This window comes from Arthrobacter humicola, from assembly GCF_039531445.1.
Taxonomy (GTDB): Bacteria; Actinomycetota; Actinomycetes; order Actinomycetales; family Micrococcaceae; genus Arthrobacter; species Arthrobacter humicola.
The window spans coordinates 19,744-31,798 of sequence record NZ_BAAAQB010000004.1 but is presented as its reverse complement, the minus strand read 5'-3'; the positions used below and the strand labels follow the sequence as shown (position 1 = coordinate 31,798).

Here is a 12,055-nt window from a genome sequence, read left to right as displayed (position 1 = left end):
GCGAAATCCGCCGCTGCCTCAAGCGCTTCATCGCCAGACAGATCTTCCGCCAACTCCAAACACTCATGGCTTGACTCGACGCCATAGAAGGGTCGTCTAGTCCAGCGGAAGGCCGGAGTACCACAAGCGGCCGGGGCCTCCACGCTCGCAACGGGGAGGCCCTGGCTTTCAGTGTTCCCTCGTAACAATCGCAGGCCGGCTCACAACGTTGGCTGTCTTCGCGAGATCCGTTCCGCGTAAAGGGCAACGTTGCGCGACACTCGAATCCTTGGAAATCCGAATGGACATTCGGTCTCACGGACATGTTCTACAACCCTCGGCCTGCAAGGCGACGGATATCGCGGGGTCATCCGTAAGGGGGATGGAACTCAAGACTGCTTCAGGCGGACGTCCGGAAACCAGCCTGCCGGTGCACGCTGAGGTTTCAAATGTTCGGGGTCCCTATGCTTTTGCATGTCGCATTTGTGGAACGGGCCGTGGGGGTCCAGGAGCACGTTCATGTGGTGATCTGCATGGTCGCGCCACCAGACACTGATGCCGGTGGCGCCGTCCAGCCTGAGGTGTTCCCAGGCCCGCCACAGCGCCTCCACGCGGGAGAGTGCTTCGGGGTGGAAGTACCATTCGATGCACCATTTGGCGGTGCGGCCGTCGACGTCGCGGACGTAGGTGGGCAGCAGCTGTTCGTGCAGGAACTCCTCGGCTGATCCGTAGACCAGTTCAGGTGGCTTCTGCTCTTCCGCCTGCCTCTCGGCAGCTGCCTCTGTTTCGCCGGGGGCGGGCGCTGTGCTGAATCGTCCAATGTCGTTCGTCATCCCAGAGCTTCCTACGTCGTGACCCAGGGGTTAGCGGCCGGCTCAGCTGCCACCGCTACGGCCGGTTCCTCGGGACGGGGGCTGTAGGTCTTGATGGATGCCTCCACGGCGTCCTTGTGGGGCCCGGCGTACCAGGGCATGGTGCGGACCAGGGTGGCGGGTGCACCTGAAGCGAGGACGACGGCGCGGCCACGATCCAGCTCGGCGAGGTTGGAGACGTCGAAGATGCGCTCCTTGCCCTCCTGCCGGGAACGGCTGGAGCCGGACTTCCCGGAGGAGACTGAGACGTTGGTGTAGCTGTAGTCACCGATCAGGTCCGAGAGGGCGCGGAGGAAGCCGTCTTCGGCGACGCCCCCGCCGTAGACCTTGACGTTCGCGGCAGACCAGATCTTGCGCATGTTCGCCTCACCCCACAGTTCAACGCCCTGTGACCAGGACTGCAGGATGCCCATGACGATCAGGCCCTTGGAGCCGTAGTGGCTGAACTGGTCCGGCAGGCCGGCCCAGCGGACGACGTTGGCCAACTCATCCAGGGCGAACAGCGCAGGCAGGGGCAGGCGGCCGCCGCTGCGTTCGGCCCGTTCCTCCATGGCTTCGGCAATGGCCACGGTGAGGGCTGTGGTGAGCGGGGCGGCTGAGCCGGCCCCTTCCTTGGAGAGGATGTAGATCGTCTCCTGCGAGGCAGCGAACGCGTGCGGGTTGAACTGCCGCCGGGCGTCCGTGGCTACCCTCGCGCCACCTGTCGGGGCGACCCAGCGCAGCGTGTTCCTGGACTTGAGGCACTGGATCATCTTCTCGGCGGTGCCGAAGATACCGTCGCGCTGTTTGTCGGCCAGCTTCAGCGTGGACTCCAGGCCCTTGTACTGCAGCTCGTAGCCGTGCTCTTTCAGGATTTCGATGGGTTCCCGGCTGACCTGCTCCGTCACCCAGAGATAGACCTGTGTGATGGGCAGGCCGCCGAGGGCGGCCGCGAGGAAGTAGGAGGAGAGGATGTCTTCTGCTTTGGGGTCGAAGTAGGCATCCGGCTTGGAACCCGGGACCCGTGAACCGACGGCGAAGTGCTGGGTGAGCTTGTATGCCTTCTCTTCGTCGGTGACGTAGGAGAGCGGGTTCCACCACCAGTCCGCTTCCTCCTGGGCGATCTTCTGCGGATCAAACACCCACACAGGGCCGGTGGCCTCGCGGACCCCGCGGGTGCCGTCCACGACGTCGCGCTTGTTCGAGGTGGACACCACGGCGCCGGGTGCGTCCAGGATCGCGGGCATGACCCGGGAGGTGGACTTACCGGTCCGGGGCCCCCAGATATCGAGGCTGAGGTCTTCCCAGGACTGAATAAACGTCTGCCCGGTTGAGACCACCTTGCCGACCACGATGCCCGGGGTGCCTGTCACGCCCAGCCGCTCCGCGGTGGCCTGGGCGCCCTTCTCGGAGAACGCTGCCAGGGACTTCCCGCGCCCCAGGTACCGGGCGGCCTTATCGACGCGGGCCCGCTTGGACGCGCCCTTCTTCCAGGCTACGAACACGACGATGGTCAGGGCCAGGACCATGCCGGCCATGAGGGCGGCGGAGACGGTGGACTGGACGGGCCAGGGCACCCGGCCCTTGATGAGCCCGGCGATCAGATCAATCGGTTGTGCGGGCGGTGCTTTCATGCCGGCCATCCAGGATCCCAAGTGGGCGGCCGCGTAAGTCCCTCCGCCGAAGACCACGATGAAACCGATGGCGAACCAGACCAGCAAGGCATCGCCGAGGCCCATTCCTTTACGGTTCGGTGCGCTCACAACGTGCCTCCCTCAGTCGGTACGTCAGGGGTCATTGGCTCGAGGAGGGTTTCCGGGGCGTCATGCCATTTTTGTTCGGTGTCGTTGACCCCGTCCGGGCCTTGCTCCAGGGACGTTAAGCCCACCAGGACGGGGATCCCGGGCCGGCCGCCGACCTTGATGAGGAACTTCCCGCGTCCGGGAGGTTCGACGTCGATGCCGCGGGAGTCCCAGGCGGGCGGGTCCTGCCAGGAGATGAGCTTCTGCTGCTCCTGCCGGGACAGCGGAATGGCCGAGGTCAGCAACGGCATTTCGGAGGCCGGGAGGCCGCCGCAGATCACCATGCCGGAGCGTTCCACGAAGCCGCGGGCCTTCATCCGGTCTTCTTCCGCCGGCAGGGCCAGCAGGTCGGACATGGTGTGGGAAATCATGATCTGCCCGACACCCACGGAGCGGTTCAACCGGGTCAGGGCGTCCACCCGGTCGACCATGCCTTTACCGGCGCGCAGTGCCCGCCACAGCTCGTCCAGGACCACGAAGTAGTTCCGCCGCGGTTCCAGCCCGGCGTCCGCGAGGGCGTTGGCGACGTTGACGGTGCCGAACCCGTAGGACCAGCACGCCAGCAGGATTGCTGCCTGGAGGTCGGTTTCGGTCTCGTCAATGCTGGAGACATCGAAGACCACGGCGCGGTCGCGCATCATGGGGTTCGTGGTGTGCCGGGAGAAGATTTCCCCCAGCTTCCCGCCTCCGGTCAGGCCCAACAGGGTTGCCTCCAGGGCCCGGGTTTCCTGCAGGTAGACGGCCATGTCACCGCGGTCCAGTGCAACCTGGCGCAGCTCATCGGGGGCGGAGACGATCACGTCCAACAGGTCCTTGAGGACCGGGACACCGTCGAACCGGTCATCGAGGACCCGCAGGGCACGGTCCAGGATCGTCTGTTCCTGATCGGTGGGCGGGTTGTTCCGGCTGATCGTGATCAGGGAGACAACCATGGTCAGGCGGCGGCCGTGCGCGTCGGCGCGGACCCGGGCGGCGTCCTCATGGTGGCCGCTGTCTTCGAGCAGCTGCGCCGCTTCGACGGCCTGGCCGGGATCGAGGATGTTCAGGTAGCCGACGCCCCGGCCGAGCCTGATGACCTGTCCGCCGAGCGCCTGGACCGCTTTGACGTGCTCGCCTTTGAGGTCCCCCAGGATCAGAGGGTGGACGCCCTGGGCGGAGAGTCCGATGAACATCCGGCGCACCACGGTGGACTTTCCCAGCCCCGGCTTGCCCAGGATGAACGCGGAAGGGTTGGAAATCAGGCGTGCCCGCTGGAACCAGCTGATCGGGTCACAGCAGACCGTGGCCTGGGTTTCCTCATGGCGTCCGAGCGGGACGCCGATCATGGGCGAGGACGCCCCGGAGGAAAACGGCCACAGCCCGCAGACCTGGACCGTGGTTCCCCGGTATTCCGTCACGGACGGGACGAGGGCGGCCATCCCGCCGCCGCGTCCGGTCCAGCCCCGGGCAGCCGGGCCGGCTTCGCGGGCAGGACGCTTTGTCATGCCGTCGTCCGCCGACTCCTTTACTGTCTTTGACGTCATTGCTGGCAAAAACCTCATGCGGCCCATTACAGGGCGTCCTTGATTTCGGAGGGCAGGAGGCTGTGCTTGGGAAGGACCAGCCCCAGGGGCAGGGACGCGGCGAACGCGGTGTCCTGGGCACCGTAGGCCCGGCGCAGCAGCACCCGGGCGGTACCCGAGGTCTGTTCCACGGCCGCGGCAGCGTCCGGGAGGCGTTCCTTGTCGGTCACGGTGGCCGTGACGACCATTCCGAAGTTCACCAGCCCGGCGCCCTGGGCTTCCTCCTGGGCCGTCTGCACAGCGGAGCGGGCATCGACCAAGGCGCGTGCGGAGGGCCGGGTCCCGGAGGTGATGCGGACGTTGGCGTTGTTCTGGTCCCGCTCCACCACGGCGGCGGCACGGGCCGAATCCATCGGCCGGTACAGCAGCGAGATCCTCTTCCGGTCAATGTCCCCGTGCGGGGCCAGCAGCCGGGACAGGACCGAGGAGTTCACCGATCCCCGCGGGGCACCGGTCATGGTCCAGGAGGCAGAGAACGCGCTGTCGTGCCGGTAGTCATCCCAGCCCGCCTGCGTCGCGGAGGGGCCGACTTCGCCCCAGGTCAGGGACACCGGGGAGCCGGCGGCGTGCGCTTGATCGATGATCAGGGCAGCGGGCGGATCGTAGGCGATCCGGACGACCTCGCAGAGCTCCTGCGCGGACATCGGACGGGCAATCCCGGCGCCGGTGGACTGCAACCGTGCCGACAGCCCGGGGATCCGGGACGCGAGGTCACGGGCCACGTCCTCCGGTGTGCGCTTCTTCGCCCCACTGCGGAGGGAGGCATTAAAGGACAGGGACACCCAGGCCCGGACCGTGGCCGAACCTTCCGGATACGTGTCGATGACTTCGTTGAGCACGTTCCTGGCAAAATCCGGGGCGTTCGGGTCGATGTTCATGATGACTTCATTGCGGAGCCGGTACCCCGAATCCGGTGCGGTCTCGACCGTCACGGCGGCGGCGTCCAGGCCCGCTTCGTCTCCGAGGCCGGCGAGCCAGCCGCCCCAGTTCGCCACCCACGCATCGACCTGTTCCGGGTCCACCAGGGACGCACCGTCGGGTTCGGTGGAGAAAATCACGGTGTAGTGGCTGGTGGAAGGCACATGCAGCAGCGCGAACGGGCGCTTGTAGGAGTCGGTGAATTCGTACAGGGTGGACTTCGCGGCGAGGCCGGGGAGTTGGTACATGCCCCACTCCGTCACACCGAGGGGGCCCGAACGGTAGAGATTCGTTCCGGAGGACCGGGAGAGCCGGAAGCTCATCCGTGTTCCGAACCGGTCAACAACGGACTGGCCGTGCTTGTCCTTGACCGTCAGCAACAGGGCGGCCGCCCCGGCCACGGCCAGGACAGCAAGGCCCGGGAACAGGCCAAGAAACGCGAAGCTGATGATCCCCAGCAACAACCCGGCCATGACAATGCCGGTGCCGATAGCTCCGAGGTTCCCCAGCCCGGCAGAGCGCGGGACGCGCCAGTTGCCGTAGGACGGTTCCTTGTATTCGGTATTAATGGCTGCCACTGGGGCCCTCCGCTGTTTCTGATTGGCCGGTTGAATCCTGCGCGGTCTGGTGTGCGGCCCGGGAAATCCTGGAGGCTGCTTGTGCTCCGACAGCGACTGCCATGCCAGCCGGACCTGCAGCTGACGCCGCACCCGACACGGCGCCGCCGCTGCCGGCGGCAGCTCCCGCCCCGGTGCTGCCTGCTGTCCCCGCGGTTGCGGCGCCGGCTGCCCCACCCGGACCGGTAGCCCCGGGTGTCGGCTGGCCTCCGCTCCCCTTCGGGCCAGGCGTTCCGTTGCTGCCCTTCGGAGATGCGCCTGACTGGTTGCTTTGTGTACTCGCCGGGGTCGGGGCGGCGTTGCCCCTACCGCTCCCGCTGCGGCCCATGGACACCGCGCCTGTGGCCATGGCCCCCACGGCAGCTCCGGCCCCCGCTCCCCCGCCGGAGGCGACGGCACCGACCATCGGCGTCACGAAGCGCATCAGCGCCGGCAAAGCGAAGAGGGCCACAACCATCAACGTGAATCCAGTGATGGACCCGATCAGGCCGTCCTTCCCGCTGTTGTGCCCCATGAGCAGGAATGCGACTGAGTAGACGATGGCCGCAGCTGGTTTGTAGAGGATGAACGCGATGGTCCAGCCAACTGCCTTCTGGAACCACTGCCTCCCCATCTCCGTGTTCGTGAAAGCTGCCGTGGTGGGCAGGATGCCCGCCAGGATCACCAACATGCCGCTGCGGACCACCATCAAAACGACCTGGACGAGGGAGGCAATCAGACCGATCAATCCCAGAACGATAAGGATGAAAACGCCCACCCCCGTCTGGCCGGACACGATCAGGAGGTTCATCGACTCAGCAAAGCCCTTTCCGTCCGTGGAACGCTCAATGATGGCGGCAGAGAAAGCATCCGCGGCGACTACCAGAATCGAGATGACGCCCAGGCCCAAGCCACTGACAAGTGTGAGCGTGACGAGGGACCGCAGTAGCTCCTTTAGCGGTGCTCCGCGCTGTTCCCAGATCATCCGGATACCGCCGAGAATGACGGCGAGGACCGCAAGCGTCAGAGTCCAGACCATCAATTCGCTGTTCACCATGGAGACGATGGGGCTTGGCGTCGTTCCGTCCTCGCTGGCCAGGTTCACGGCGGGCATGGACACCCAGAAAGTCGACAGAGTCGTCACCATCTGGCTCATGCCCTCCATGATGGCCTTCGCCATGTTGCCCATGGCGTCATCGGCGAGCCCTGAGACCCAGTTCCCGACTGCACATCCGGCATCAATGGGTCCACATGCTTTTTCTGCCACGTCAGGCTCCCGACCAGGCGATGAAGCCGCCCAGGTCTCGAAGCTGGGCTATTTCGTTGATCAATTGACCGGAATCGGCAATTGCCAGTTTCCAGTCCCCATCGGCCCATTGCAAAGGAAGGACCGCGTGCCCAAGCATCCCTTTGTCGGTCTGAAAGGCGATGTCAACGTTTGCTGCGGAAGGTGAGTAACTCTTGATTACGAAGCCGCGAAATTGAACGGTTGTGTTCGACGTGGACTTTGACGAGGAGTCTGCCCTGGCGATATCCCGGCCCGGCCCGGGCATCAAGAGCTTGTCTGTTGCTTTCCGATTGAGGACAGGATCTCCAGAGGAGCCCATAGCCAAGATGTTGGCGGCCGCATATAGGGCGCCGGTTGGGGACTTCGCGAAGCATGATCTGAAGCCGTCTCCGTCTGTCACGCCCGGACCGAAGGTCTTGGGCTCGGTGGGTGCCGCCATTTTTCCTACAAGTTCCCACTTGGATTTAGGCGCTGCCCCCAGCGCCGTTTCCGTGCTTGGGGGCAGTCCGCAGACGCTTTTGTCAGCGGCAGCGTGGGCGGTGGGGCTCGTTGTGGCTGAGCTGGTGGGCTCCGCCGTCCCGGGGGCCGGTTGTGCGTTCTCCTGTCCTTTGGGGAGCAGAAAGATGACGACGGCTGCTGCAATCAGCGCGACCACCAGCGCGGCAGCAATGATGAAACCGGGTTTGGTGAACGGATTGCTTTCGGTGGTGCTCTCTGTTGACTGGCTCATGCTGAACCTCCCGTTGATAGTGCTGGCTTAGACGAAGGCGCGGACGATGCCCGAGGCGCCGGTGATGATGATGCAGCCCATCAGGACCCAGCCGAGCTTGCCGATGGCTTGGGCTCCTTCGCCGCGCTGGAGCTGGATCACCATGCCGATGCCGACGATGATCACGCCCAGGACGCCGAGGACCAGGCCGATGCCGGAGGCCCAGTTCAGGATCGTGAGCAGGCCGCCTGCCTGTGCCGGGACGACCGGGGTGGGGTTGGGGATAACGCTTCCGTCAAGTACAGCGAAGGGGTTCATGGTGAGACCTTTCAGTGGGTGGTGCTGGGTGTTGTGTCGGTAGACAGGGCGGCCAAGTCAGTGATGAAGCGTTCGTATTCGCGGCCCGGCGGCGGCGTTGTGGCGTCCCCGTGCCGCCAGGCCTCGACCCAGGGCAGGATCCAGAGCCGCGGTGCTCCCCCGCCGACGATGGCGGCGAAGTCCCGCAAGGGTTTGGGAGTCTTCCCCGGGGCGTCCGCCAGGACGGCGAGGCCGAGCAGATCAAGCTCGGGTGCCGCGCCTGATGCCCACTGGGTCAGTGCGCTCCGAGCCGCTGTCAGGCCGCGCATATCTGCACGGCAGGCCAGCAGCACCCGCGGCTTGCTGCCGTCCTGGAGAACAGGCCAGCAGTGATCGGTGACGCGTGCCCCTTCGAGAAGGTCAGCGATGCGGCTTTCACCGGATCCACCGTGGGCGCCGGTGACCCACAGCGCTGCAGAACCTGAGACCGTGCGGCGGGCCAGACGGTCTGCGGCGTCCGGTTCGACCACTCCCCTCAGCGGCGCACAGATCACGGCCGCCGGCGGCACATAGACATAAGAGGACGCCGTGTCCGCGCCGTCGGCGGGGACCGGGCTGGTGATCCAGGGGTTCAATGTCTGTTGCATGGTTCCTCCTTCCAAAGTCCGTTGGTGAGTGGTTCAGAAGCCGGCGGCGACGGCGGCCGCGGCCGCGAGCCATGCCCGCTGTGTGGCGGGCTGTAGGGCTTCATAGCGGATGGGCCCGTTGACCAGGGCCGGATCGTACGGAATCCGGACAACCGCCCGGACGAACGGTGCGAAGCCGTCAGCGATCCGCTGCGCTTCGTCCTTGGCCCGCTTCAGCGCATCCCCGCTCATGCTGCGTTTGGCGTCGGTGGATTCGGAGACGATGACTACGGCGTTGCGGGCCAGCTCGGCGTCGTGGCCGCCACGGGATTCCAGGGTCTGCAGGGTCAGGCGTGCGGCTTCGGCGCGGTCCTCGATGGCGGTGACGGGGACGACGAGCTGGTTGGTGTGGTCGATCATTCGGCGCCAGTTCGCTGCCCGGGCGGTGTTGCCCGAATCCATGACCACGAGCCGGTAGTACCGGGTGAGGACCTGGTGGGCGATGTCGACTTCCTCGGCGGTGACTTCGTGGTCGCCTTCTTCGTTTTCATCCGAGCGCAGGACATCGAACTTGTCGGCGGTCTGGTGGTGGACGAACTTGGCGATTTCGGCGGCGTTCGTTGACGGGGAGAGCAGTTCGGTGGATGCGTCGATCAGGTCCAGGACGCTGCGGTCGTGGGAGCCCTTTTCTGTCCGCCAGCCGAGGGTGCCCTGGGACTCGTTGTTATCCCACGCGACCGTGGCGGCCCCGCTGTAGCGGGCAAGGATGGCCGAGAGCATCACCACCGTCGGTGTCTTGTTCGCCCCACCCTTGCGGTTCACCACCGCAATCGTCCGGGGGCCGGGCCAGTGCTGGCTGACCGTGCGAATGTCCTCCCGTTCGGAGAGTTCTTCCTCCGAGGGGTCCATCCGCAGTCCCAGGCGGGTGAGTGTTCCCCGCCAGCCCTGGGTGGCCGGTTCCAGCACCGGGGCGCTGACCAGGAACGAGGTTTCTTTCAAGCTGCGCCGCGTCGGCGCCGTTTCTTCAGTAACGGCGGCGGCCGGCTGCGGTTCCGGGTTGGCCGGCACCGGAACCGGATCGGCTGCGACGGGGGCGGGTGGCCACGGCTGGGCGTCCATCGGTGCTGCAGGAGCAGGAACTGGCGCGGATTCTGCTGGAGTGGCCGCGGCCGCCGGTGCGGGGACGGTCTCTATGATCGCCGGGGCGACTGCCTTGGGTGTGGTTTCGGGGGCTTCTGTCCGGCGGCGGGTCTGCCGGGGGTCGTAGGAGACGGATTCGATCTTGTTATCCGGGTGGACGATGAGCTCACCGTGGCCTTCGGGGTCCTCGATCCGGACCCGCACGGGGCGCTGGAGGGTCTGTGCCTCGCCCACGATGAGGGCCAGGGCGTTGTTGCGCAGTTCCTGAACGGAGTCTCCGGCAGGGACGACGCGGGAGTTGCCCGCGACGACGACCTCGGCGGTGCCGTTGTCGCGGACGATGGCCCGGATGTTGGGAAAGGCCATGACTTCGGTTGGTGTAGTACCCATGAGCTTCTTCCTTACGTGTGTGAGATTCAGCGGTGCGGCGCTTAGGACGAGGGCGGGGTGAGACGGTTGACCTTCCACGGGGCGTCCCTGCCCGTGCGGAGCAACTGCACCGTGTAGGTCCCTGCATTGGTGGGGACCGCTGCCATGACGCCGAAGCCGTTGGCGTCATCGACGCTCAGGGTGGCGGGGCCGGTGACGCGGCTGACCGGAATGTTGGACGGGTCCACTGCCGAGTAGTCAGCGGTGGCCTGCGGGGTCAGCCAGCGGGCCAGGTCATTGGCCCACTGCTTGTCCTCCACCGTGGGGCGGGCGAAGTCCGCCATTGCCTTCCCGGCGACTTCCACCGCTTTGTCCTTGCTGGTCAGGTCCCAGGTGATGCCGATCGTGGCCGGGACGGTGCCCCCGGGCGCCTGGGGGCCGCTGTTGGCGCTCAGGGAGACCGGCGCGGCCGCTGTGGGCTTGCTGGTAGATGCCGCCGGTGCCGTCGTCGTGTTCGCCACCGGTGTGCAGGACACGCAGAGCAGCGCCACGGCGAGCAGGGTCAAGGGCTTTTTCACTTCTTCTCCTCTTGAGTGGGCAGGTACAGGAAAGCTGAGGGGACGGTGTTGGCCACTGCCCGGGTGTAGTAGCTGTGGTCCGCCGGGGCAGGGTTGCCGTTGTAGCCCTCTTCGACGTAAGTCCCGTTGTCCTTGACTTCCTTGACCACCGCGACGTGCCCGAAGTTCGGGTCCGCTCCCCCGGCACCGGGCGCATACCAGACGATGGCACCGACCCGTGGTGTGCCGCCGGTGGGCCAGCCTTTGGCGTCCCAGCCGGCCTTCCAGGTCAGGGCCGAGCCGAGGCCCTGCCTGTCCGGGCGGAAGGTGCCGTTGAGGAACTTGAATGGGGCGCTGGTTGAACCCATCTGCTGGTTCACCCGCCACAGGGCGAAGTCCACACACTCGCGGTAGTACATACCCAGCGGTGAGGTGCTGGCTGTGTTCGCTCCGGTCTGCAACCAGGTCGGGGAGTTCTTCCACGGGTAGTCGTCCCCCGCGCCGGTCTGTCCGGGGATGGCGCAGTCGCTGCCCTGCAGCGAGAACTTCGCATTGGAGAGCGCCTGGACGAGTTTGACGGCCTCGGGCCAGTACTTCTGGTAGTGGTACGGGTCGGCGTTGCGCTGGACCTTGTTACCGGCAAGGGTCGGTTCCAGCAGCTCCCAGCCGGCCACGCCCTGCAGGGCCTTGACGAAGTTCGTTGCACTGGTGGTGGGGTCCATGCGGTCCGCGTAGGAGCCCCACGCGCCGTTGGCGCGCTGCTGGAACAACCCCCGAGAGTCCGGGCCCGCACCATCGCCGTTGTCCAGTACGCGCAACCCTGACTCCCCCAGAGCAACCATGACGCTGATCATCTGGCCCTTGGCCGATAGGTGCAGCGTCTTGCCGGCACCGATGATGGCGGCGGCGTTCTTGAGCTGTTCTTGGGTATAGCCGTCGACCTTGGTGCTGCCGTCGATGACGACGGAAACAGCCGGGCCGCAGTCAGCCACAGCAGGTTTCGCGGGGGCCAACAGCAGGAGCATGGAGAAAACCAGGCCGAGCATCATCACGGGTGCCGCGACGGCGGCTCCGGTGCTGAGCCTCGTGGACGGCTTCACGGCTTCCCCCTGTGCTTCTGTGCTGTGTTGCCTAGCGGTCATGTCTCGTAGGTGGGCCCCGGCTAAACTCGGTGCAGAAGATACGATGGATTCAACCAAGATTTGATCTATCGAGAAAAGTTTAATTATTGGTTCAACCCTAGCAGGTATTGATCGCCCGTGCTTGTCTATGCCCTTTGTCTAAGGAGTGTCCGTGCCTGTCTCAGCCGCCGAATTTAGGGAGTGGTTAGAGGGGAGCGCCGTCAGCCCGTCACCTACTGC

Annotated in this window: 11 protein-coding genes; all 11 read right to left on the bottom strand. The window is 65.8% G+C overall.

The genetic code is table 11. The annotated features are described in order from the left end of the window. Positions 1–368 precede the first annotated feature (368 nt). Genes ABD243_RS00715 through ABD243_RS00665 form a run of 11 tightly spaced genes read right to left on the bottom strand, consistent with a single transcriptional unit; the run spans position 369 to position 11,743 of the window. A complete protein-coding gene (locus tag ABD243_RS00715) occupies positions 369–812 on the bottom strand; it encodes a DUF4913 domain-containing protein (RefSeq protein ID WP_344360918.1) in 444 nt (147 codons plus the stop codon). Positions 813–823: 11 nt separating this feature from the next. Further along, positions 824–2,593: a type IV secretory system conjugative DNA transfer family protein gene (locus ABD243_RS00710; RefSeq protein WP_344360916.1), complete on the bottom strand. Its 1,770-nt coding sequence runs from the start codon at positions 2,591–2,593 to the stop codon at positions 824–826. Continuing rightward, positions 2,590–4,155, bottom strand: coding sequence for an ATP/GTP-binding protein (locus ABD243_RS00705; protein WP_344360914.1), 1,566 nt, complete (start codon positions 4,153–4,155; stop codon positions 2,590–2,592). Before ABD243_RS00705 ends, ABD243_RS00710 begins: the two co-directional genes overlap by 4 nt. A 26-nt stretch (positions 4,156–4,181) precedes the next feature. Beyond that, positions 4,182–5,690, bottom strand: a complete 1,509-nt coding sequence (locus ABD243_RS00700) for an SCO6880 family protein (protein WP_344360912.1) — start codon at positions 5,688–5,690, stop codon at positions 4,182–4,184. Beyond that, positions 5,677–6,975, bottom strand: coding sequence for a TrbL/VirB6 family protein (locus ABD243_RS00695; RefSeq protein ID WP_344360910.1), 1,299 nt, complete (start codon positions 6,973–6,975; stop codon positions 5,677–5,679). Before ABD243_RS00695 ends, ABD243_RS00700 begins: the two co-directional genes overlap by 14 nt. Before the next feature lies 1 nt (position 6,976). Next, complete coding sequence (locus tag ABD243_RS00690; RefSeq protein WP_344360908.1) at positions 6,977–7,726, bottom strand: DUF8175 domain-containg protein; 750 nt, start codon at positions 7,724–7,726, stop codon at positions 6,977–6,979. 27 nt (positions 7,727–7,753) lie between these two features. Next, on the bottom strand, positions 7,754–8,023 hold the full coding sequence (locus ABD243_RS00685) for an integral membrane protein (RefSeq protein ID WP_028275338.1): 270 nt from the start codon (positions 8,021–8,023) through the stop codon (positions 7,754–7,756). 11 nt (positions 8,024–8,034) lie between these two features. After that, entirely contained in the window at positions 8,035–8,649 is a 615-nt protein-coding gene (locus ABD243_RS00680) for a DUF6668 family protein (protein ID WP_344360905.1), read from the bottom strand. A 33-nt stretch (positions 8,650–8,682) separates the two neighbouring features. Next, positions 8,683–10,158, bottom strand: a complete 1,476-nt coding sequence (locus tag ABD243_RS00675; RefSeq protein WP_344360903.1) for a chromosome partitioning protein ParA — start codon at positions 10,156–10,158, stop codon at positions 8,683–8,685. Positions 10,159–10,199: 41 nt separating this feature from the next. Beyond that, on the bottom strand, positions 10,200–10,715 hold the full coding sequence (locus tag ABD243_RS00670; protein WP_344360900.1) for a hypothetical protein: 516 nt from the start codon (positions 10,713–10,715) through the stop codon (positions 10,200–10,202). Continuing rightward, entirely contained in the window at positions 10,712–11,743 is a 1,032-nt protein-coding gene (locus tag ABD243_RS00665; protein WP_344360920.1) for a CHAP domain-containing protein, read from the bottom strand. Before ABD243_RS00665 ends, ABD243_RS00670 begins: the two co-directional genes overlap by 4 nt. Positions 11,744–12,055 lie beyond the last annotated feature (312 nt).

Excerpts from the sequence above, each read along its gene's own strand:
- ABD243_RS00675 (WP_344360903.1), bottom strand. The coding sequence starts at position 10,158 with ATGGGTACTACACCAACCGAAGTCATGGCCTTTCCCAACATCCGGGCC.
- ABD243_RS00690 (WP_344360908.1), bottom strand. The coding sequence starts at position 7,726 with ATGAGCCAGTCAACAGAGAGCACCACCGAAAGCAATCCGTTCACCAAA.
- ABD243_RS00680 (WP_344360905.1), bottom strand. The coding sequence starts at position 8,649 with ATGCAACAGACATTGAACCCCTGGATCACCAGCCCGGTCCCCGCCGAC.
- ABD243_RS00715 (WP_344360918.1), bottom strand. The coding sequence starts at position 812 with ATGACGAACGACATTGGACGATTCAGCACAGCGCCCGCCCCCGGCGAA.
- ABD243_RS00705 (WP_344360914.1), bottom strand. The coding sequence starts at position 4,155 with ATGACGTCAAAGACAGTAAAGGAGTCGGCGGACGACGGCATGACAAAG.
- ABD243_RS00685 (WP_028275338.1), bottom strand. The coding sequence starts at position 8,023 with ATGAACCCCTTCGCTGTACTTGACGGAAGCGTTATCCCCAACCCCACC.
- ABD243_RS00665 (WP_344360920.1), bottom strand. The coding sequence starts at position 11,743 with ATGATGCTCGGCCTGGTTTTCTCCATGCTCCTGCTGTTGGCCCCCGCG.